Origin of the sequence: Nocardioides sp. URHA0020, assembly GCF_000620705.1 — a bacterium.
GTDB lineage: Bacteria > Actinomycetota > Actinomycetes > Propionibacteriales > Nocardioidaceae > Nocardioides.
Genome location: NZ_JIAR01000025.1, coordinates 309,418 through 331,130 on the forward strand (window position 1 = coordinate 309,418; position 21,713 = coordinate 331,130).

General features: G+C 72.0%; 20 protein-coding genes and 1 tRNA gene. 7 read left to right on the forward strand and 14 right to left on the reverse strand.

Annotated features, from left to right (window positions below):
- The 6 genes from N542_RS28390 to argS form a co-directional block, all read right to left on the reverse strand.
- Positions 1–566, reverse strand: a 566-nt coding sequence (locus N542_RS28390; protein WP_442937387.1) for a Rho termination factor N-terminal domain-containing protein, incomplete at its 3' end; no start/stop codon positions are given.
- Positions 567–784: 218 nt separating this feature from the next.
- Positions 785–1,687 (reverse strand): homoserine kinase, encoded by a 903-nt coding sequence (gene thrB, locus N542_RS0101790; RefSeq protein WP_028642467.1) that lies wholly within the window; start codon positions 1,685–1,687, stop codon positions 785–787.
- Between the two features lie 8 nt (positions 1,688–1,695).
- The gene (gene thrC, locus N542_RS0101795; protein WP_028642468.1) at positions 1,696–2,778 is read right to left on the reverse strand and encodes a threonine synthase; all 1,083 of its coding nucleotides are present in this window, start codon (positions 2,776–2,778) and stop codon (positions 1,696–1,698) included.
- A complete protein-coding gene (locus N542_RS0101800; protein ID WP_028642469.1) occupies positions 2,778–4,106 on the reverse strand; it encodes a homoserine dehydrogenase in 1,329 nt (442 codons plus the stop codon). The genes thrC and N542_RS0101800 overlap by 1 nt, the downstream gene beginning before the upstream one ends.
- Positions 4,106–5,461, reverse strand: coding sequence for a diaminopimelate decarboxylase (lysA, locus tag N542_RS0101805; protein WP_051551285.1), 1,356 nt, complete (start codon positions 5,459–5,461; stop codon positions 4,106–4,108). Before lysA ends, N542_RS0101800 begins: the two co-directional genes overlap by 1 nt.
- Before the next feature lie 43 nt (positions 5,462–5,504).
- Complete coding sequence (argS, locus tag N542_RS0101810; protein ID WP_028642471.1) at positions 5,505–7,181, reverse strand: arginine--tRNA ligase; 1,677 nt, start codon at positions 7,179–7,181, stop codon at positions 5,505–5,507.
- Between the two features lie 146 nt (positions 7,182–7,327).
- Between argS and N542_RS0101815 the strand changes: the two genes are divergently transcribed.
- A tRNA-Arg gene (locus N542_RS0101815) sits at positions 7,328–7,400 on the forward strand.
- Positions 7,401–7,448: 48 nt separating this feature from the next.
- On the forward strand, positions 7,449–8,033 hold the full coding sequence (locus tag N542_RS0101820) for a hypothetical protein (protein WP_155992817.1): 585 nt from the start codon (positions 7,449–7,451) through the stop codon (positions 8,031–8,033).
- Here N542_RS0101820 and N542_RS0101825 read toward each other — a convergent pair whose 3' ends face one another.
- Together N542_RS0101825 and N542_RS0101830 are read right to left on the reverse strand one after the other, a co-directional pair.
- Positions 8,034–9,002, reverse strand: coding sequence for an LCP family protein (locus tag N542_RS0101825; RefSeq protein ID WP_231482369.1), 969 nt, complete (start codon positions 9,000–9,002; stop codon positions 8,034–8,036).
- The gene (locus N542_RS0101830; RefSeq protein ID WP_028642474.1) at positions 8,999–9,559 is read right to left on the reverse strand and encodes a hypothetical protein; all 561 of its coding nucleotides are present in this window, start codon (positions 9,557–9,559) and stop codon (positions 8,999–9,001) included. Before N542_RS0101830 ends, N542_RS0101825 begins: the two co-directional genes overlap by 4 nt.
- 209 nt (positions 9,560–9,768) lie before the next feature.
- Between N542_RS0101830 and N542_RS0101835 the strand changes: the two genes are divergently transcribed.
- Both N542_RS0101835 and N542_RS27735 read left to right on the forward strand, forming a co-directional pair.
- Positions 9,769–13,539: a multifunctional oxoglutarate decarboxylase/oxoglutarate dehydrogenase thiamine pyrophosphate-binding subunit/dihydrolipoyllysine-residue succinyltransferase subunit gene (locus N542_RS0101835; RefSeq protein ID WP_028642475.1), complete on the forward strand. Its 3,771-nt coding sequence runs from the start codon at positions 9,769–9,771 to the stop codon at positions 13,537–13,539.
- A 13-nt stretch (positions 13,540–13,552) separates the two neighbouring features.
- Positions 13,553–13,729 (forward strand): DUF6104 family protein, encoded by a 177-nt coding sequence (locus tag N542_RS27735; protein WP_197025827.1) that lies wholly within the window; start codon positions 13,553–13,555, stop codon positions 13,727–13,729.
- 11 nt (positions 13,730–13,740) lie between these two features.
- Here the strand turns inward: N542_RS27735 and N542_RS22940 are convergent, their stop codons facing one another.
- Together N542_RS22940 and N542_RS0101850 are read right to left on the reverse strand one after the other, a co-directional pair.
- On the reverse strand, positions 13,741–14,289 hold the full coding sequence (locus tag N542_RS22940) for a TetR family transcriptional regulator (protein ID WP_051551286.1): 549 nt from the start codon (positions 14,287–14,289) through the stop codon (positions 13,741–13,743).
- The gene (locus tag N542_RS0101850; protein ID WP_028642476.1) at positions 14,282–16,555 is read right to left on the reverse strand and encodes an arylsulfatase; all 2,274 of its coding nucleotides are present in this window, start codon (positions 16,553–16,555) and stop codon (positions 14,282–14,284) included. Before N542_RS0101850 ends, N542_RS22940 begins: the two co-directional genes overlap by 8 nt.
- An 84-nt stretch (positions 16,556–16,639) precedes the next feature.
- Here N542_RS0101850 and N542_RS26275 point away from each other — a divergent pair, with 84 nt between their 5' ends.
- From N542_RS26275 to N542_RS0101865, 3 genes are read left to right on the forward strand one after another with little or no spacing between them, the layout of a single operon-like run.
- Positions 16,640–17,287 carry an acetoacetate decarboxylase family protein gene (locus N542_RS26275; RefSeq protein ID WP_051551288.1) on the forward strand — a complete coding sequence of 216 codons (648 nt, stop codon included), beginning with the start codon at positions 16,640–16,642 and terminating at the stop codon, positions 17,285–17,287.
- 19 nt (positions 17,288–17,306) lie between these two features.
- Positions 17,307–17,726 carry an MmcQ/YjbR family DNA-binding protein gene (locus N542_RS0101860; RefSeq protein WP_028642576.1) on the forward strand — a complete coding sequence of 140 codons (420 nt, stop codon included), beginning with the start codon at positions 17,307–17,309 and terminating at the stop codon, positions 17,724–17,726.
- Between the two features lie 5 nt (positions 17,727–17,731).
- Complete coding sequence (locus tag N542_RS0101865) at positions 17,732–18,364, forward strand: TetR family transcriptional regulator (RefSeq protein ID WP_036505952.1); 633 nt, start codon at positions 17,732–17,734, stop codon at positions 18,362–18,364.
- On the opposite strand, the gene N542_RS0101870 is transcribed toward N542_RS0101865, so the two are convergent.
- From N542_RS0101870 to N542_RS0101885, 4 genes are all read right to left on the reverse strand, one after another.
- Positions 18,361–19,047, reverse strand: a complete 687-nt coding sequence (locus N542_RS0101870; protein ID WP_231482372.1) for an SDR family oxidoreductase — start codon at positions 19,045–19,047, stop codon at positions 18,361–18,363. The genes N542_RS0101865 and N542_RS0101870 overlap by 4 nt on opposite strands.
- Positions 19,044–20,012, reverse strand: a complete 969-nt coding sequence (locus N542_RS0101875; protein ID WP_028642479.1) for a zinc-binding dehydrogenase — start codon at positions 20,010–20,012, stop codon at positions 19,044–19,046. Before N542_RS0101875 ends, N542_RS0101870 begins: the two co-directional genes overlap by 4 nt.
- A 24-nt stretch (positions 20,013–20,036) precedes the next feature.
- Entirely contained in the window at positions 20,037–21,212 is a 1,176-nt protein-coding gene (locus N542_RS0101880) for an NAD(P)-dependent malic enzyme (RefSeq protein ID WP_028642480.1), read from the reverse strand.
- 138 nt (positions 21,213–21,350) lie between these two features.
- Entirely contained in the window at positions 21,351–21,707 is a 357-nt protein-coding gene (locus N542_RS0101885; RefSeq protein WP_331279568.1) for a S24/S26 family peptidase, read from the reverse strand.
- Positions 21,708–21,713 lie beyond the last annotated feature (6 nt).

The following is a 21,713-nucleotide window of genomic DNA, read 5'->3' on the forward strand; positions in this document are numbered from 1 at the left end:
CGGTCCTGCTTGGGCTGGTCCTGCTGGCCCCGGTCCTGCTTGGGCTGGTCCTGCTGGCCGCGGTCCTGCTTGGGCTGGTCCTGCTTGGGCTGGTCCTGCCTCCCCTGCTGGCGGTCCTGCCGGGGGCGGTCCTGCTGGTCCTGCTTGTCCTGCTGCCTGTCCTGCTGCTTGTCCTGCTGGGCACGCTCCTGCTGGCGGTCGCGCTGCTGACGGCGCTCCTGGACGGGCGCCTGGTCGGCGGCGCTCGCCGCGGACGCTTCCCGAGCCTGACGGGTCGATGCCGACTCGGGCGCCGACCTCTCCGTCGCTGCCTTCTCGGGCGCTACCTTCTCGGGCGCTGCCTTCTCGGGGCGCGAGCCACCGCTCTGCTGCGCCTTGATCGCGTCGACGAGCTGGGCCTTCTTCATCGAGCCCGCGCCCGGGACGCCGAGGCCTGCGGCCATCGACTTCAGGTCGGCGAGCAGGAGGGAGTTGAGGCCACCGCCGCGCTTCTTGGCGGGCTTGTCGCCCGCGGCGTCCGAGCCGGAGCCGGCGGACGCGCTGGTGGCTTCGATGGATTCCGTCACGTGAGGTCCTTCCCACGTTCAGTGCCGATCCGGCCTCGGGCCGGCGGCGTACTGGTCAGTGCTTCCCCGCCCGCCGTGGCGCTCGGTGGTCCGAGGCGGTCGGGCTGATGACCGGCGGGAGACCCGCCGCGTCGCGAGGAAGAGGGTGCACGGTGTCGCCTTGACGGCCGACGGTGCCACGCCGAAGAACTCGGCGCGCGGCCAAGATACCACCGCGCTCAGGACAGCCGCGCTCCGGAGGTCTCGACGTCCAGGCGGTGCCCGGCCCACCCGTCCGGGCAGCGTCCGAGGAGAGCCGCGGCGCCGGTCGCGTCGGTGAAGGCGAGGACCGTCGGACCGGCACCGGAGACCAGCGCCGGTACGCCGTCCGCGCGGAGCCGGTCGACCAGGGCCAGCGAGTCGGGCATGGCCGGGCGGCGGTACTCCTGGTGCAGGTAGTCGCGGGTCGCGCGCAGCAGGTGCTCGGGCTGACCGGCCAGGGCGGCGACGAGCAGCGCGCTGCGTCCCGCGTCGGCGGCCGCGTCGGCGTGCGGCACCTGGGCCGGCAGCAGGCCGCGCGCGACCTCGGTCGACACCGGGGTCGGCGGCACGAGCACCACGACCTCGATCCGCGGGTCCACGGGCGAGCCGACCGCGAAGAACTCGCCGTCCTCGTCCTGCCCGGAGACGGTGAAGCCGCCGAAGAAGGCGGGCGCCACGTTGTCGGGGTGCCCCTCGAGCCTCGCGGCCAGCCGGAAGAGCACGTCGTCGGAGGCGAGCAGCGCTCCGCCGGCCACCAGCCCGCGGGCCAGCACCACCCCGGCGACGATCGCGGCGGACGACGAGCCCAGACCCCGGGCGTGCGGGATGACGTTGGTGCACGAGAGCCGCAGCCCCGGCGGCTGGCTCCCCATGAGCGTGAAGGCCGCCCGCATCGAGCGGACCACGAGGTGCGACTCGTCGAGGGGTACGTCGTCCGCACCGGAGCCGTTGACCTCGACCTCCAGGCCGCCGGCAATTACCTCGGCGGTGAGCTGGTCCCGCATCGACAGGGCCAGCCCGAGCGAGTCGAAGCCCGGGCCCAGGTTGGCCGAGGTCGCCGGGACGGAGACGTGGACCGGCCCCTCGACGTACGTGGTCATCGGCGACCTCAGTCGAGACCGGCGGCCGCCGCGGCGGCGGCGACGTCGGCGTCGATGACCGTGTCGACGATCGGGCGGCCGCTCTCGGCGAGCCCCTCCAGCGCGGTGACGGTGTCCTTGAGGCCGTGGCCGGTGACGGTGATCGCCACGGTGCTGCCGCGGTACGACGTGCCGCCGGCGAGCTCCTGCAGCAGCCCGGCGATGCCGGCCGCGGAGGCCGGCTCGACGAACACGCCGTCGCGCTCGGCGAGCTCGCGCTGCGCGGCGAGGATCTGGTTGTCGCTGACCGAGGCGAAGGCGCCGCCGGACTCGTCACGGGCGGCCTCGGCGAGCTTCCACGACGCCGGGTTGCCGATCCGGATCGCGGTCGCCCGGGTCTCGGGGTCCGGGAACGGCTCACCGGTGACCAGCGGCGCCGCGCCCTCGGCCTGGAAGCCGCGCATGACGGGCTTCTTGGTGGCCATGCCGGCGTCGGCGTACTGCGTGTAGCCGAGCCAGTACGCCGAGATGTTGCCCGCGTTGCCGACCGGGAGGAGGTGGTAGTCGGGGGCGTCCCCGAGGAAGTCGACGATCTCGAAGGCCGCGGTCTTCTGACCCTCCAGGCGCACCGGGTTGACCGAGTTGACCAGGGCGACGGGGTAGTCCCAGGCCAGCCCCTTGGCCAGGCCCAGGCAGTCGTCGAAGTTGCCCCGCACCATGATCACCTGGGCGCCGTGCAGCAGGGCCTGCGCCATCTTGCCAGCCGCGATCTTGCCCTCCGGCACGAGCACCAGCGGCTTGAGGCCGGCCTTCGCGGCGTACGCCGCCATCGACGCGGAGGTGTTGCCGGTCGACGCGCAGACCACGGCCTCGGCGCCGTCGTGCTTGGCCACCGAGATCGCGGCCGTCATCCCCCGGTCCTTGAAGGAGCCGGTCGGGTTGTTGCCCTCGACCTTGAGCCAGACCTCGGCCCCGGTGAGGCCGGACAGCCACTCCGAGAACACCAGCGGTGTGCCGCCCTCGCGCAGGGTCACCGCCGCGGTGCCCTCGGGGATGTCGAGCAGCGGCCGGTACTCCTCGATCACGCCGCGCCACTGGTGCGTCCGTGCCATCACTCCGCCACTCCTTCGACGCGCATCACCGAGGTGACCTCGCGGACGATGTCCATGCCCCGCAGCGACTCGACCGTGGCGGCCAGCTGGGCGTCGGTCGCCTCGTGGGAGACGACCACCAGCTGGGCGTCGGCGTCACGGCCCTCCTGGCGGACCGTCTGGATCGACACCCCGTGCTCCGCGAACGCCGTCGCGACCGCGGCGAGCACGCCCGCGCGGTCCGCGACGTCGATGGCGACGTGGTAGCGGGTGACGGTCTCCCCCATCGGCAGCACCGCGCGGTCGGCGTACGCCGACTCGCCGGGTCCGCGGGTGCCGCCCAGCCGGTTGCGGGCGACCGTGACCAGGTCGCCGAGGACGGCGGACGCGGTGGGTGCGCCACCGGCGCCGGGGCCGTAGAACATCAGCTGCCCGGCGGCCTCGGACTCGACGAAGACCGCGTTGAAGGCCCCGCGCACCGACGCGAGCGGGTGCGAGGTCGGGATCATCGCCGGGTGCACGCGGACCGCGACGGCGCTCTGCCCGTCGTCGGTCTCGCGCAGCTCGCAGATGGCGAGCAGCTTGACGACGCTGTGCATCGCCCGCGCGGAGGCGACGTCGGCCGCGGTGACCTCGGCGATGCCCTCGCGGTGCACGTCGGCGGCCGTGACCCGGGAGTGGAAGGCGAGCGAGGCCAGGATCGCTGCCTTGGCGGCGGCGTCGAAGCCCTCGACGTCCGCGGTCGGGTCCGCCTCGGCGTACCCGAGCTCCTGGGCCTCCTCGAGCGCCTCGGCGAAGCCGGCGCCGGAGGTGTCCATCTTGTCGAGGATGAAGTTGGTCGTGCCGTTGACGATGCCCAGCACCCGGGTGACCCGGTCACCGGCGAGCGACTCGCGCAGCGGGCGCAGGATCGGGATCGCACCGGCCACGGCGGCCTCGTAGTAGAGGTCGCGGCCGGCCTTCTCGGCGGCCTCGAAGAGCGTCGGCCCGTCCTCGGCCAGCAGCGCCTTGTTGGCGGTCACGACCGACTTGCCGGCCTCGAGCGCCGCGAGGATCAGGGACCGGGCGGGCTCGATGCCGCCGATCACCTCGATCACCAGGTCGACGTCGTCACGCGAGACCAGGCCGATCGCGTCGGTGGTCAGCAGCCCGTCGGGCACGTCGATGTCACGGGGCGCGTCGAGACGGCGTACGGCGACCCCGACGAGCTCCACCGGCGCGCCCACCCGGGCCGCGAGGTCGCCGGCCTGCTCACCGAGGAGCCGCACCACCTGCGAGCCCACCGAGCCGCAGCCCAGCACGGCCACCTTCAGCGGCGCCTCCGGGGGTCGAGCCTGTCGAGACGCCATCACTGATCACCCATGTCCGTTGCCAACAGGTCGTCCTCAGTCTCGCGGCGTACGACGACCCGCGCGACCCCGTCCCGCACCGCGACCACCGGGGGGCGCAGGGCGTGGTTGTAGTTGGAGGCCATCGACCGGCAGTAGGCGCCGGTCCCGGGCACGGCCAGCAGGTCGCCCGGCCGCACGTCACCGGGGAGGAACTCGTCCTTGACCACGATGTCGCCGGCCTCGCAGTGCTTGCCGACCACGCGCGCCAGCACGGGGGCCGCGTCCGAGCCGCGCGAGGCGAGCGTGCAGGAGTAGTCGGCGTCGTACAGCGCGGTGCGGATGTTGTCGCTCATCCCGCCGTCGACGGAGACGTAGGTGCGCACGGCGCCGCCGTCGAGCTGGACCCGCTTGACGGTGCCGACCGTGTAGACCGTGCACATCGCGGGTCCGACGATCGCGCGCCCCGGCTCGATCGAGAGCCGCGGCTCGGGGATGCCCAGGGCGCGGCACTCGTGCTCGACGATCTTGCTCATCTCGGTCGCGAGCTGCGCGGGGTCGGCCGGGTCGTCCTGAGTGGTGTAGGCGATCCCGAAGCCGCCGCCGAGGTCCATCTCCGGCAGCGTCACCGCGAGCTCCTCGCTGATCCGCGCCTGCAGCGCAAGCACCCGGCGGGCCGCGACCTCGAAGCCGGAGGAGTCGAAGATCTGGCTGCCGATGTGGGAGTGCAGGCCGAGCAGTTCGAGGCCCGGCGCGGCGAGGACCCGACGCACCGCCTCGAAGGCGTCGCCGCTGGTGATCGAGAAGCCGAACTTCTGGTCCTCGTGGGCGGTCGCGATGTATTCGTGGGTGTGCGCCTCCACGCCGGCGGTGACCCGGATCATCACCCGGGCGGTCAGCCCGGCGGCCGCGATCGACTCCAGGCGCTCGATCTCGTCGAAGGAGTCGACGACGATCCGGCCGACCCCGGCCTCGACCGCCCGCCGCAGCTCGATCAGCGTCTTGTTGTTGCCGTGGTAGCCGATCCGGGCGGGCTCGAAGCCGGCGCGCAGCGCGACCGTCAGCTCGCTGTTGGAGCAGACGTCGAGCGAGAGGCCCTCCTCGGCGACCCACCTCGCGACGGCGATCGAGAGGAAGGCCTTGCCGGCGTAGAAGACGTCGTACGACGAGAACGCCTCACGGAAGGCGCAGGCCCGGGCGCGGAAGTCCTCCTCGTCCAGGACGTACGCCGGGGTGTTGACCTCGGCGACCAGCTCGGGGAGCGCGAGCCCACCGACGTGGAGCTCGCCGTCGACCTTGCGCGCGGTCTGCGACCACAGGTGCGGGACGAGGGCGTCGGGGTCCTCGGGCGCGGTCAGCCAGGCGGGCCCGCGCATCGCTCCGGGCGCGTGCGCCCACCCTGCTTCGTGGCTCACGACGTCACATCCGCTCGGGCGCCGAGACGCCGAGCAGGCCCAGGCCGTTGGCGAAGACGGTGCGGGCGGCGGCCACCAGGACCAGGCGCGCCTCGTTGACCGGGGCCACCGGCTCGTCGCCCTGCGGGAGCATCCGGCACTCGCGGGTGTCGTACCACCGGTTGAAGATCGCGGTGGTGTCCTCGAGGTAGCGGGCCACCCGGTGCGGCTCACGCAGCTCGCCGGCGCTGGCGACCACCCGCGGGAACTCGGCCAGCGCCCGCAGCAGGTCACGCTCCTTCTCGTGCGAGAGCAGCGACGGGTCGAACCGGGTCGAGGCGTCGGACAGCGACATCCCCAGGTCGGCCGCGTTGGCCATCATCCGGCAGGTGCGGGCATGGCCGTACTGGACGTAGTAGACCGGGTTGTCGTTGGACTGGCTCGCCCACAAGTCCAGGTCGAGGTCGATGTTGGAGTCCGAGCTGTAGCGGGTCAGGGCGTAGCGCGCCGCGTCGACGCCGATCGCCTCGACCAGGTCGTCGATGGTGACGACGGTGCCGGCGCGCTTGGACATCCGCAGCGGCTGGCCGTCCCGGAGCAGGTTGACCATCTGGCCGATCAGGATCTCGAGGTTCCTGCCCGGCTCGTCGCCGAAGGCGGCGCACATCGCCATCATCCGCGCGACGTACCCGTGGTGGTCGGCGCCGAGCATGATCAGGCAGCGGTCGAAGCCCCGCTCACGCTTGTCGAGGTAGTAGGCGAGGTCGCCGGAGATGTAGGCGCCCTCCCCGTCGGACTTGATGATCACCCGGTCCTTGTCGTCACCGAACTTCTCGGTGCGCAGCCAGACGGCGCCGTCCTGCTCGTAGGTGTTGCCCATCTCGGTGAGCCGGGCGATGGCCCGGTCGACGGCACCGCTCCGGTGCAGGTTGTTCTCGTGGAAGTAGACGTCGAAGTCGACCCCGAAGTCGTGGAGGCTCTGCTTGATCTCCTCGAACATCATCTCGACGCCCTCGGCGCGGAAGACCTCCTGCGCCTCGTCGTCGGTGAGCTCCTTGACCTGCGGGGTCCTCGCCACGACCGTGGCCGCGATCTCGTGGATGTAGGCGCCGCCGTACCCGTCCTCCGGCGCCGGCTCCCCCTTCGCGCTCGCCAGCAGCGACCGGCTGAACCGGTCGATCTGGGCACCGTGGTCGTTGAAGTAGTACTCCCGGGTGACCTGCGCGCCGGTCGCCTCGAAGATCCGGCCGAGCGCGTCGCCGACCGCCGCCCACCGGACGCCGCCGATGTGGATCGGCCCCGTCGGGTTGGCGGAGACGAACTCGAGGTTGATCTTCTCGCCGGCGAACGCGTCGCTGCCGCCGTACGACGCTCCCGCGGCGACGATCTGCGCGGCGACGGCGCCCTGGGCGCCCGCCGCGACCGTGATGTTCAGGAAGCCCGGACCGGCGATCTCGACGCCGGCCACGCCGTCGACCTGCTCCAGGCGCGCCTGGACCACCTCGGCGAGGGCGCGGGGATTGGTCCCCGCCTTCTTGGCCAGCTGCAGTGCGATGTTGGTGGCGTAGTCGCCGTGCCCCTTCTGCCGGGGTCGCTCCACCGTCACGTTCGTGGGGACACCGTCCGGGAGGGTGATCGCACCCTCGGTGGACAGCGTCGTCAGGACGTCGACGATCGCGGTGGAGAGCTGCTCGGGGGTCACCGCGCAAGGATATCGGCGCCGCGTCCCGGCCCTCGCATCGATATCCGCCGTGGGACGAGCAGGCCGATTGCACCGCGTCCCAGACTCGGCTGTAGGGTTCTGCGCAGCCACCGCGGTGCGATCGATCGGGTACGTCGCGGCAGCATGCCTCCGTAGCTCAGGGGATAGAGCACCGGTTTCCGGTACCGGGTGCCGCAGGTTCGAATCCTGCCGGGGGCACACACCAAAACGCGGACACGACGGCCGGCCGTGCTCTAGGTTCCGCTCATGCGCCGAATCATCTCGGGGGGCGTCGCTCTCCTCTTTCTGCTGTCACTGTCCGCCACCACCGGCTCCGCCGATGCCGCTCCTGCCCCGGACCCGCACCGGGCGGCACCCGCGAGAGCGGTGACGACCACCGCGTGGGGACCGCTCCGGCTGGGCATGACGCACCGGCAGGCCTGGCGGACGAAGATGGTCTCCCACACCCCCGACCGCTGTGCGCCCGGCTACCAGATGGCGAAGGCGTACCGGAAGCGCGGCTTCGTCGTGTGGGCCGACCGCCGACCCAAGCCGTACAAGGTCGGGATGATCGTGGTCAGAGGGACCAAGGACCGGACGCCCAAGGGAGCCGGAGTCGGCACCACGCTGCGTCAGGTGCGCAAGCTCTACCCGGGCGTCTCCTCCCTCACCCAGTCGAGCGCGCTCGACAACCAGCCGGGCCGCGACAAGAAGGACCTCTGGATCGTCTCCCTCAAGAAGGGCGGCGGGACCCTGAACTTCCAGTTCCCGTACGGCGCCCGGCCCAAGGGTGGCACCAAGGTCGAGCTGCTGATCGTCGCCCGCAAGAAGACCGTCTTCTGGGGCTGCTGATCAGCAGTCCTTGATCACGGCGTCCCTGCGCGCGTCGTCGCCGAGCCGGCGGGCCTGGTCGACGAACGGCAGCACGACGCTCGCACCGCCGATGGTGCCGATGCTGCCCTGCACCACGCAGGTCGAGACCTTGGTCGAGTCGACGTGCGCGACCGCCTGCCCGAGACGGAAGAGCTCGGCCGGCGAGAGACCCGTGTGCAGGTGCTGGATCGCGGTGAGGACGCCGCGCTCGATGAAGCCGGGGTTCGCGGCCCGGTTGTGCACCTTGGCCTGGATGCCACGCAGCACGCGCTGCTGGTTGGCCGACCGGTCGAAGTCGCCTCGGAGCAGGTTGTGCCGGATCCGGGAGTACGCGAGGGCGGACGTGCCCTCGAGGCGCAGCCGACCCTCGGGGAAGCCGTCGTGGTAGCGCTTGGGCTTGATGTACTGGTCGTCGAAGGCGACCGGGTTGTCCAGGACGATGCCGCCGATGTCGTCGATCATCGACTCGAAGTAGCGGAAGCGGGTCACGAACACGTAGTCGGGCTGGATGCCCACGAGGTCCCCGACCGTCTCACCCAGGAGCTGGGGACCGCCGAAGTAGAGGGCCGCGTTGATCTTGTCCGACCCGTGACCCGGGATGGGCACCCACGAGTCGCGCGGGATGCCGATCGCGGTCGCGGCGCCGGTCCTGGTGTTCATGCCGATCAGCTGCAGCGCGTCACCGCGGGTGTGGGTCATCTCCTCGCCCTGGCGGGCGTCGGAGCCCACGGCGAGGATCCACACGACGTCGGGGCTGATGTCAACCGCGTCGGCCCGGTCGATCCTGACCAGCTCGACCTCGGTGCTCTTCACCGCGGAGTCCGGGACCACCAGCGCCGCCACCGCCAGCACGGCTCCCACCGTGGCCATCCGCAGCAGCCGGGAGGAGCGGCGCCTCGCCGTACCGGCCCCGGGACCGTTCACCGGACCGTTCACCGGGCCGCTCACTGGGCCGCCTTCCTGACGTCGTAGCCGAAGACCTGCCACCCCTGCTTGCCGTTGGTCAGGTAGAGCTGGCCGGCGACGTGCACCCGCTGCGCCGTCGTGCCGGTGGTCGCGAACCGGAGGTCGACGCGCGCCGTCACTCCGACGGGCCGCTTCCTCACGCTCAGCACGTCGAGCGTGACGGCGCGGCTCACCGGCGTCACCCCGGTGATGTCGGCGCCGATGTCGCGGTTGCTCATCAGGTCTCCGTCGCGCCGAGCCTGGGCCTGCGCGCCCGGGGTGAAGCCCTTCCAGGAGCCGACGAAGCTGGAGCGGGGGTAGTCACCGGAGAGGTAGGCGGCGTCGAACCACCCGTCGACGACCGCCTGCACGTCCTCGACCAGCCGTGGCCGCAGGGTCCGGGGCAGCGCCCCTGCCCCCTTGCCCCACGACACCCGGGTCGTGACGGCCGGCGCCGCCGACGACGAGGCGGCCGACGGCGACGTGGGCGACGCGTCGGGCTCGGCATCGTCGCTGCCGGTGCAGCCGGCGGTCGCGAGGCCGATCACGGCCAGCGTCACCGTGACCCGAGACGCACGTCTGGACCGTTGTCGCATTCTCCGAAACTCTCCTTCACAGGTGCCGATCGGAGTGAAGTCTGCAAGACGGGGTTGTGGCTCCCGGCACACCACGCCGCAAACCCGCCCCGTCGTCTGCAATTGCTGGTGCGGGGGTCTAGCCTTGACACCTGACACTCCCCGTGCACGTACCGGAAGAGGCGAATCAAGCCGTGCCGCAGTCCCCAGGTAGCCAGTCCGACCTCACGTCCGCCGACTTCGGCGCGAATGAGTGGTTGGTCGAGGAGATGTACGACCAGTACCAGCGGGACCCGGGCAGCGTCGACCCGACCTGGGCGACCTACTTCAAGACCAACGGCCACCTCGACGGCGGCAACGGCGCCAACGGCAGTGCCGACAAGGCCAGTGCCGACAAGGCCGGTGCCAGCAACGGCTCGGCGAGCCCCGCGGCCGCCAGCGCGACGGTGACCACGCCCGCCGCGAAGCCGGCCCCCGCCCAGGAGCACGCCCCCGACCCCACCCCGACGCCGGCGCCCGTCGCCAAGCCGCGCCCCGAGACCAAGGCCGCGGAGCCCGCCAAGGGCACCAGCAGCCCGGTGCCGAAGGAGTCGCGCCCGGCCGCTCCGTCGCCGGCGAGCGACGAGCCGACGTACACGGTGCTGCGCGGTGCTCCCGCCCGCACGGTCCAGAACATGGACGTCTCCCTGACCGTCCCGACCGCGACCTCGGTGCGCTCGGTGCCGGTCAAGCTGCTCTGGGACAACCGGATCGTCATCAACAGCCACCTCGCCCGCGCCCGCGGCGGCAAGGTGTCCTTCACGCACATCATCGGCTACGCGCTCGTCAAGGCGCTGCGCTCGATGCCGTCGATGAACGTCGGCTTCGACGTCGTCGACGGCAAGCCCAACCTGATCACGCCCGCCCACATCAACCTGGGCCTCGCGATCGACGTCCCCAAGCCGGACGGCTCGCGCACCCTCCTGGTGCCCAGCATCAAGGCAGCGGAGTCGATGGACTTCGCGGCGTTCTGGACCGCGTACGAGGACATCGTCCGCAAGGCGCGCGACAACAAGCTCGGCGTCACGGACTTCCAGGGCACCACCATCTCGCTGACCAACCCCGGCGGCATCGGCACCAGCCACTCGGTCCCCCGCCTGATGAAGGGCCAGGGCGCCATCATCGGCGTCGGCGCGATGGAGTACCCCCCGGAGTGGCAGGGCGCCTCGGCCGAGGCGATCTCGCGCAACGGGATCAGCAAGGTCATGACGCTGACCTCGACATACGACCACCGCGTCATCCAGGGCGCCCAGTCGGGTGAGTTCCTCAAGGTCGTGCACCAGCTGCTGCTCGGCCAGAACGGCTTCTACGACGAGATCTTCCGCTCGCTGCGGATCCCCTACCAGCCGATCCGCTGGAACGCCGACATCTCGACGTCGCACGACGACGAGATCAGCAAGCAGGCGCGCATCCTCGAGCTGATCCACGCCTACCGGGTTCGCGGGCACATGATGGCCGACACCGACCCGCTCGAGTACCGCCAGCGCAGCCACCCCGACCTCGAGATCGAGTCGCACGGGCTGACCCTGTGGGACCTCGACCGCGAGTTCGCGACCGGCTCGTTCGGTGGCGAGGGCCGCCGCTTCATGAAGCTGCGCGACATCCTCAAGATCCTGCGCGACTCCTACTGCCGCACCACCGGCATCGAGTACATGCACATCATGGATCCCGAGCAGCGCCGCTGGCTCCAGGAGCGCGTCGAGCAGCCGCACACCAAGCCGCCCCGCGAGGAGCAGCTGCGGATCCTGCTCAAGCTCAACCAGGCCGAGGCCTTCGAGACCTTCCTCCAGACCAAGTTCGTCGGGCAGAAGCGCTTCTCCCTCGAGGGCGGCGAGACCACGGTCCCCGTGCTCGACGAGATCTGCGAGGCAGCCGCCGGCGCCGGCCTCGACGAGGTCGCGATCGGCATGGCGCACCGCGGCCGGCTCAACGTGCTGGCCAACATCGTCGGCAAGAAGTACTCCCAGATCTTCCGCGAGTTCGAGGGCAACATCGACCCGCGCACGGTCCAGGGCTCCGGTGACGTGAAGTACCACCTCGGCGCCGAGGGCGAGTTCGTTGCCGGCTCGGGTGCCGAGATCAAGGTGTCGGTCGCCGCGAACCCGTCGCACCTCGAGGCGGTCGACCCGGTGCTCGAGGGCATCGCCCGCGCCAAGCAGGACGTGCTCAACCGCGGCGCCGACTACCCCGTGCTGCCGCTGCTCGTCCACGGTGACGCGGCGTTCGCCGGCCAGGGCGTGGTCGCCGAGACGCTCAACCTCTCGCAGCTGCGTGGCTACCGGACCGGCGGCACCATCCACCTGGTCGTCAACAACCAGGTCGGCTTCACCACCTCCCCCGGCTCCTCACGCTCCTCGCTCTACTGCACCGACGTGGCCCGGATGGTCCAGGCGCCGATCTTCCACGTGAACGGCGACGACCCCGAGGCCTGCATCCGGGTCGCCCAGCTGGCCTTCGAGTACCGCCAGGCGTTCAACAAGGACGTCGTCATCGACCTGGTCTGCTACCGCCGTCGCGGTCACAACGAGGGCGACGACCCGTCGTACACCCAGCCCCTGATGTACGACCTGATCGAGCAGAAGCGCTCCGTGCGCAAGCTCTACACCGAGTCCCTGATCGGTCGAGGCGACATCACGATCGAGGAGGCCGAGCAGGTCCTGCGCGACTACCAGCTGCAGCTGGAGCGCGTCTTCACCGAGGTCCGCGAGGCCAGCACCCAGCCGTCCGAGTGGACGACCGTGCCGGACTACCCCGACAAGCCGACCGGCGAGACCCGCACGGCGGTCTCGGACGAGGTCATGAAGCGGATCGCCGACGCGTACGTCACCCCGCCTGACGGCTTCACCGTCCACCCCAAGGTGATGCCACAGCTGCAGCGTCGCTCCGCGGCCATCGCCGACGGCCCGATCGACTGGGGCACCGGCGAGATCCTCGCCTTCGGCTCGCTGCTGATGGAGGGCCGGCCGGTCCGCCTGGCGGGCCAGGACTCGCGCCGCGGCACGTTCGTGTCGCGCTTCGCGACCATCATCGACCGGCGCAACGCCGACGAGTGGACGCCGCTGGCCAACCTGACCGAGGACCAGGCCAAGTTCTACGTCTACGACTCGCTGCTCTCGGAGTACGCCGCGCTCGGCTTCGAGTACGGCTACTCGGTCGCCCGCCCCGAGGCCCTGGTGCTGTGGGAGGCGCAGTTCGGCGACTTCGTCAACGGCGCGCAGATCGTCATCGACGAGTTCATCAGCGCGGGCGAGAGCAAGTGGAACCAGCAGTCCGGTGTCGTGCTGCTGCTCCCCCACGGCTACGAGGGCCAGGGCGCCGACCACTCGTCGGCGCGCATCGAGCGCTTCATGACGATGGCCGCCGACGAGGCGTTCGTGGTCGCGCAGCCGAGCACCCCCGCGTCGTACTTCCACCTGCTGCGGCAGCACTCCCTCGGCGAGAAGCACAAGCCGATGATCGTCTTCACGCCGAAGTCGATGCTCAAGCGCAAGGAAGCCGCCTCGCAGCCGCAGGACTTCACGACCGGCACCTTCGAGCCCTTCATCTCCGACGCCGCCGCCGACCCCGAGCAGGTCGACACGCTGCTGCTCTGCTCGGGCCGCGTCACCTGGGACCTGATGGTGGAGCGCGCCAAGCGCGAGGACGGGCAGCGGTTCGCGATCGCGCGGATCGAGCAGCTCTACCCGCGCCCCGAGGCCGAGATCCGCGCCGAGATCGCGCGCTTCCCGCGCCTCAAGGCGGTGCGCTGGGTGCAGGACGAGCCGCAGAACATGGGGCCGGGCCCGCACTACCAGCTCAACGTGTGGCCGCACGTCGACGCCGACGTCGAGATCATCTCTCGCCCGGAGGGGTCCTCGCCGGCCGTCGGCACGGTCAAGCGGCACACCGAGGAGCAGAAGGACCTGGTCGCCCGGGCCTTCGCCTGAGCCGGGGCGTCAGATGTACTTCACCGACCGCGGCATCGAGGAGCTCGAGAAGCGTCGGGGTGACGAGGAGGTCACGCTGGCCTGGCTGGCCGAGCAGCTGCAGGGCTTCGTCGACTCGCACCCGGAGTTCGAGACCGCCGTCGAGCGGTTCGCGACCTGGCTGGCGCGGCTCGACGACCCCGACGACTAGCGGCGGAGTCGCTACCGCAGCGCGTCGAACCCGGCCCGGACGAGGTCGGGCAGCGAGCCGCCGTCGGTGAGCCAGGTCGCGGTTGAGGCGCGGAAGACCGCGAACCCCACCGCGGCCAGGGTGCGCGCGCCGGCGTCCCCGCCGAGCTCGCGCGCGACCACGTGCTCCCACGACGCGAACGTGTCGTAGAGCCGACCGCGGAGCACCGGCGAGGTCGCGGCGGCGCGCTGGCGCAGCTGCACCCGCTCCCGGTCGCTCTCGAAGCCCCGCGCGAGCTCCACGAGCGCCTCCCGGACGACGTCCAGGTCGCCGAGGTCGGCCGCGACCAGCTCCCGCATCCGGGAGCGCAGCTCGGCCTGACGCTCCTCCCGGCCCATGTCGAGGACCTCGTCCTTGGTGGCGAAGTAGCGGAAGAACGTGCGCGCCGAGACGCCCGCCTCCGCCGCGATGGACTCGACCGACGTCGCGTCGTACCCGTGCCCGGCGAACCCGCGCAGCGCCGCCTCCTCGAGCGCCTCGCGGGTGCTGCGCTTGTGGGTCTCGCGGCGTCCGTCAGTCACCTGCGAGCGCCACCCGCAGCTCGGCGCCGGCCGCCGGGCGCGCGCCGGGGCGGCCGCTGTGCAGCTCGACCCGCGACAGGGTGCCGGTGAAGGTGAAGGGCGGCGCGTAGTCCCGGCTCACCGAGATGCCCCGGTCCCGCCCGACGTGCATGCCGGCCCCCGACGAGCCGAGGTTGGGGAAGAAGAGGAGCCCGGGCAGCGGCGCCGCCGACAGGTCGACGCCGTCGACGGCGAGGACCAGCCGGGGATCCCGCCCGGGCTCGTAGCGCACGCTCAGCACGTGCTCGCCGCGCGGCACCGGCTCGGCGGCCGCGACGCGGACGGTCCGGTCCAGCATCGCGACGGTGGCGACCAGCCGCCCGTCGAGGAGGTACGTCGCCCAGCCACCGTGCCGGTCACCGGTCGCCGCGATGACGCCCTCGGCGCCGCCCTCCGGCACGACGACGCGCGCCGTGAGCTCGAAGCCGCCCATCAGCGCGGGCAGCTGGCTCTCCTGGACCGGTCCACCACCGGGCGCGTAGCGCCCCGACGTGGGCGGTGGGAACTCGCCGGGGTGCAGGTGGGCCATCGACCCCGGGAACTCGAAGAGCGGGAGCACCTGGTTGCGTCCGGCCTCGGCCCACCACAGCTCCTCCAGCCGCCGGACCCGGTCGGGCAGCTCGTCGGCGAGGTCGCGCGACTCGGAGAAGTCCTCGGCGATGTGGAAGAGCGACCACCGGTCGGTGTCATGGTCGTGGCTGCCGAGGAGGTGTGCCCGCTCGTCGAACTGGTTGGCGACGTGGTCGGTGACAGCCATCCACCCGTCGTGGTAGATCGCCCGGGAGCCGAACATCTCGAAGTACTGCACCAGCCGGTGCTCCTCGGCCGCCGGCTCCGCGAAGCTCGGCAGCAGCGACGCGCCCTCGACCGGTTGCTGGGTGACGCCGTCGACGGTCTCCGGTGCCTCGATCCCGGCCGCGTCCAGGATGGTCGCGTAGAGGTCGACGGCGTGCACGAACTGCGGGCGTACGCCACCGCGGTCGGCCAGCCGGTCGCCCCAGCGCACCACGAGCGGCGTACGGACGCCGCCGAGCCAGGCGTAGCGCTTCCACAGCCGCAGCGGGGCGTTGCCGGCCCACGCCCAGCCGTAGGGGTAGTGGTTGTAGGCCTCCTGGCCGCCGATCTCGTCGATGCGGGAGATCGACTCCTCGACGTCCTCGCCCAGCCCCAGCCAGCCGGCCGCCTCGTTGAGGGTGCCGGTGGTGCCGCCCTCGGCGCTGGCACCGTTGTCGGAGAGCAGCATCACGATCGTGTCCTCGGCGATGCCGCGCTCGTCCAGGTCGGCGAGGAGCCGGCCCAGGTGGTGGTCGGTGTGGGTCACGAAACCCGCGAAGACCTCCATGTAGCGCGCGAACAGCCGCCGTTGGTCGGCCGGCAGCGTCTCCCAGTCGGGGATCCAGGGCGGCCGCTCGGGCAGCACGGTGTCGGCCGGGATGATGCCCCCGGCCACCTGGCGGTCGTAGGCCCGCTGGCGCCACGCCTCCCAGCCGTCGTCGAACTGGCCGACGTACGGCGTCACCCACTCCTCGCCGACCTGGTGCGGCGCGTGCGCGGCACCGGGCGCGAAGTAGAGGAAGAACGGCTTGCGGGACTCGGCCTGCTGCTGGTCCTGGACCATGCGGATCGCCTGGTCGACCAGGTCCTCGGTGAGGTGGTAGCCCTCCGCCGGCGTGGCCGGCGGGTCGATGTGGGTGTTGTCGCGCACCAGCTCGGGCGCCCACTGGCTGGTCTCGGCACCGAGGAAGCCGTAGTAGCGCTCGAAGCCCTGGCCGAGCGGCCAGCGGTCGAAGGGACCGGCGGCGGAGTACTCGTTCTTGGGTGCCAGGTGCCACTTGCCGACCGCGAGCGTGTTGTAGCCGTTGTCGCGCAGCACCCGCGCGAGGGTGGCGGCCGACCTCGGGATCCGGCCGGTGTAGCCCGGGAAGCCGAGCGCCGCCTCCTGGGTGACGCCCATCCCCACGGCGTGGTGGTTGCGCCCGGTGAGCAGCGCCGCCCGGGTCGCCGAGCAGACGGAGGTCACGTGGAAGCGGTTGTAGCGCACGCCCTCGGCCGCCAGCCGGTCGATGTGCGGCGTCGCGATGCCGGAGCCGAAGCAGCCGAGCTGACCGAAGCCGACGTCGTCGAGGACGACCATCAGCACGTTGGGCGCGCCGGGTCCGGGCTTCGGGTAGGGCACGAAGCGCGGCTCGGAGGTCTCGACTCGGGTGGTGATCCGCTGGGTGCTCACCGCCGGCACGCTAGCCGCATCCCACCCGGCCTGTCACTCGACTGACACTTTTCTCGGGTGCGGGTCGTACGGCAGGATGCACCCATGTCCGAGCACCCGACCGACCCCGCCGGCACGACCCCGCCGATCGCGTACCCGGCCGCACCGTGGGCCATGGTCGGGCAGCTCTGGCTGTCGATCTTCCGGCTGCGGGAGGGCGTCGACGAGCTCCGGCCGGCCGGCACGTACGGCGCCGCCTTCGTGTCCTACGAGCCCGGCAGTCCCCTGACCTACTCCGAGCTGCTCGTCGCACGTCTGGTGCCGACCGAGCACCACGGCCGGTGCGTGTCGATCACCGACATCTGGGTCGACTCCCCCGCCTCGGTCGCGGGCGGTCGCGAGCTGTGGGCGATCCCCAAGGGGCTCTGCGACTTCCAGCTCGACACCAGCCATCGCGGCCCGCTGTCCTCGACCACCTGGTCGGCCTCGCTCGGGCGACGCCCGATCGCCACCGCCTCGTTCACCGACGTGACCAGGGCGATCCCGCGGGTGCCGTTCACGGGCACCACCTGGCAGCCCGGCATCGACGACACCGACGGCGAGGAGCGCACCGCCGTGCTCCGCGGATCGGCGAAGGCCTTCCCCGCCCGCGGTCGCTGGGACTTCGCCCCCGACGGTCCGCTCGGCTGGATGCGTGGCGCCCGTCAGCTGGCGTCGTTCCGCCAGGCCGACTTCCGGATGTCCTTCGGCTGAGCCCGGACGAAGACAGCCCGTGGCGCGCCGCATCGAGCCCGACGCGGCCGTCGTACGCCGTCTCTCCGCGATCGCCCGGCCGCTCCCGGAGATCCTCGAGGAGGAGGCGTGGACCGGGGTGCGCTGGCGCATCCGGACGAGGACCTTCGCCCACGTCATGGTCGCCCAGCCCGGCTACGAGTCGGCGTACCGCGACATCACCGGCGACGAGTCGGTCCGCACGGTTCTCACCTTCCGGGCCGCCGGTGACGAGCTGCTCGCGCTCACGCACGCAGGGCTGCCGTTCTACAAGCCACCGTGGTCGCCGACGATCGTCGGCATGGTCCTCGGCGACGACACCGACTGGGCGGAGGTCGGCGAGCTCGTCACCGAGTCCTACCGGGCGTGCGCCCCGCAGCGGCTGGGCCGGCTGCTCGACGGCCGGGGCGGACTAGCCTGAGCCCCATGGCGGAGACGACGACGCGGGTCGAGCGCAAGGAGCTCACCCGTCGCGCGATCCTCGACGCCGCGCTCGACCTCTCCGCCCAGAGCACCCTGGCGGCGCTCTCCCTGCGCCAGGTCGCCAAGGAGGTCGGAATCGTCCCGACCGCGTTCTACCGGCACTTCGACTCGATCGAGGCCCTCGGGCTGGCACTGGTCGACGAGTCCTTCGCCTCGCTGCGCACCATGATGCGCGCGATCCGGCGCGGCGACCCGAGCTACGCCGACATCGCGGACCGGTCGATCACGATCCTGGTCGAGCACGTGCACCACCAGCGGGCGCACTTCCTCTTCATCGCCCGCGAGCGCGCGGCGGGCCCGACCGCCGTGCGGCGAGCGATCCGGCAGCAGATCGAGCTCTTCGAGCAGGAGCTGGCGATCGACCTGGCCGGCCTGCCGGGCACCGAGCTCTGGTCGGCCGAGGACCTCGGCGTGGTGTCCAACCTGATGGTCAGCGCCCTGGTCTCGACCGCCGAGTCGATCCTGACCGTCGCCGACCCGGCGACCGAGCGGGAGCTGGTCGCGCGGGCGCGCACCCAGCTGCGGATGGTGCTGGTGGGTGCGCTCAACTGGCGCTCGGTCCCGAGCGGCACCTAGGCCGGGCGCACCGTCACGTCGGACATCGTCGCGTCGTGAGGCAGGTCGACGAGGTGAAGGATCGCGTCGGCGACCGTCTCCGGACGGATCCACGCGGCGGCGTCGTACGCCCTGCCCTCCTGCTCGTGCACCTTCTCCTGCATCGGCGTCGCCGTCCGGCCGGGGTAGACCGTGCTGACCCGGACGCCGTGGCCGGCCTCCTCACCACGCAGCGAGTCGGCCAGGGCGCGCAGGCCGTGCTTGGAGGCGGCGTACGCCGACCACTGCGGGTGGGCGTGGAGGCCGGCGCCGGAGTTGACGAAGACGACGGTGCCGCCCGCCTGCCGCAGGGCCGGCAGGGCGACCCGTGTCAGCGCGGCGGGCGCGACCAGATTGACCTGCAGCTGGGCGGTCCACGCCTCGACGCCGAGCTCGGAGACCGGGCCGAGCTCAACCACCCCTGCGGCGTGCACCAGCGAGTCCAGCGCGTCGGGGACGGCCAGCGACTCGACCGACTCGGGCCGCGCGAGGTCGGCGACCAGCACCTCGACGCCGGGCAGGTCGGCGGCCATCTCCTCGGCGCGCTCGGGTGAGCGGGCGAGCACGACGACCTCGTCGCCGCGGGCCAGCAGCCGCTGGGCGAGCACCGCGCCGATGCCAGACCCGGCGCCGGTGAGGAGGTGCCGCATCGTGGGGTGGCTCATCGGGTGAAGACGATCTTGCCGAACTGCTCGCCGCCGAGCATCGCCGCGAACCCGTCGCGCGCGTCCTCCATCGGGAGCGTCCGGTCGATCAGCGGCCGAGCGCCGGTGGCGTCCAGCATGGAGACCAGCCCGGCGAGCTCGTCGCGGGTGCCCATCGTCGAGCCGATGACGCTGAGCTGCAGGAAGAAGATGCGGGTCAGCTCGGCGTCGTCGAGGTTCGGGCCCGACGTCGTACCGGAGGTGACGATCCGACCTCCGGGTCGCAGCGCCCGGATGGAGTGCGACCAGGTCGCGCGACCGACGGTCTCGATAACGGCGTCGACCTTGACCGGCAGCCGGGCGCCGGACTCGAACGCGTCGTGGGCGCCCAGCTCGAGGGCCCGTGCCCGCTTCACCTCGTCCCGGCTGGTGACCAGCACCCGCAGGCCGGCGGCACGGCCGAGGACGATCGCGGCGGTCGCCACGCCACCGCCCGCACCCTGGACCAGCACGGTCTCGCCCGCGCGCAGCGCGCCGCGGGTGAAGAGCATCCGGTACGCCGTGAGCCACGCGGTCGGCAGGCAGGCGGCCTCCGCGAACGACAGCGACGGCGGCTTCGGCACCACGTTGCGACGAGGCACGGCGACCTTGTCCGCGAGCGTGCCCTGGTAGCGCTCGGAGAGCAGCGACCGCTTCGGGTCGAACGTCTCGTCACCGGTCCACGAGGGGTCGCTGATCACCGCGTGCACGACGACCTCGTTGCCGTCCTCGTCGAGGCCCGCGGCGTCGCAGCCGAGGATCATCGGCAGCGCCTCGTCGCGCAGGCCGACCCCACGCAAGGAGAAGAGGTCGTGGTGGTTGAGCGACGCGGCCTTGACCGTCACCGTCGTCCACCCCTCGGGGACCTCCGGATCGGGACGCTCCCCCAGCTGCAGCGCGGAGAGCGGGTCTTCCTTCGAGAAGCGGTCGGCGTAGACGGCGAACATGGTGTCGAACCTACCCAGGCGGGGTCAGCGCCGGGCGACCCCGTCCCGGCGGGCGGCCTCGGCGACCGCTGCCGAGACCGCGGGTCCGACGCGCGGGTCGAACGGCGACGGGATGACGTAGTCCTCCGACAGCGCATCGCCGACCAGGGCGGCGATGGCCTCGGCGGCGGCGAGCTTCATGCCCTCGGTGATCGATGTCGCGTGCGCGTCGAACGCGCCTCGGAAGATGCCGGGGAAGGCCAGGACGTTGTTGATCTGGTTGGGGAAGTCCGAGCGCCCGGTCGCGACGACGCGGGCGTGGCGGTGCGCGACCTCGGGGTGCACCTCCGGCATCGGGTTGGCCATCGCGAAGATGATCGCGTCGGCCGCCATCCGCGCGACGTCCTCCTCCGGCACGGTGCCGCCGGACACCCCGAGGTAGACGTCGGCCCCGTCGAGGGCCTCCGCGAGCGTCCCGGTGCGGCCGGTCTTGTCGGCCGTCATCTCCGCGAGCTCGCGCTTGACCGGGGTCAGGTCGCTGCGCCCCGAGTGCACGATGCCCTTGCGGTCGGTGACCGCGAGGTCGGTGATGCCCGCCTCCAGCAGGATCTTCGCGATCGCGACGCCGGCCGCACCGGCGCCCGAGATGACGACGCGGGTCGACTCCGGGCTGCGACCGGTCAGCGTGAGCGCGTTCTTCAGCGCGGCCAGGGCGACCACGGCGGTGCCGTGCTGGTCGTCGTGGAAGACGGGGATGTCGAGGAGCGCCTTGAGCCGGTCCTCGATCTCGAAGCAGCGCGGGGCGGAGATGTCCTCGAGGTTGATGCCGCCGAAGCTCGGCGCCAGCCGCACGACGGTCTCGATGATCTCCTCGACGTCGGTGGTCGCCAGGCAGATCGGGACGGCGTCGACGCCGCCGAACTGCTTGAAGAGCACCGCCTTGCCCTCCATCACCGGCATCGCGGCGGCCGGCCCGATGTCGCCCAGACCCAGCACGGCCGTGCCGTCGGAGACGACGGCCACGGTGTTGGGCACCCAGGTGTAGTGCTGGGTCATCGACGGGTCCGCGGCGATCGCCTCGCAGACCCGGGCGACGCCCGGGGTGTAGGCGAGGGACAGGTCGTCGGCGCCCGCGAGCGCGACCGTCGAGCGGACCTCCATCTTGCCGCCCACGTGCAGGTCGAAGACCGGATCACCGGCGAAGGGATGTGCATCAGCCATGACAGCTCTGACTTTCCGGAAGGAGACGACCGAGAGGGGACGTGCGGCGCGGACGGGCCTCGCTCGACGCGCAGGGGTGGTGCGCGGAACTCGCAGGCCTTGGGGGATCTTCCCCGGCTGCCGCAGTCTGTCACAGGGTCAGAGTCGTCGTGGGCGGGGCCAGACCCGCGCCACGGTGACCGCGATCACGTCGTCGTCGGCGACCGGTCCGCGGTGGCGGGAGTCGACGCCCTCGGCGGGATTGTCGCTGAGCAGCCACCAGGCGGGCGAGCCGGCGCGCGTCGTACGCCGCTCGCTCGCGCGCTTCACCGCGACCGTCCCGTCCGCGAACCTGGCGACCACGAGGTCGCCCGCCGTGACGGCACGGCGGTAGGAGACCAGGAGGCGGTCGCCGTCGGCGAGGGTCGGCGTCATCGACACCCCACGGACCCGCGCGAAACCCAGTCGGGGTACCCGTTTCTCGCCAGAAGACACGCCTCGTGCATCGCCCGCCACGCGGAG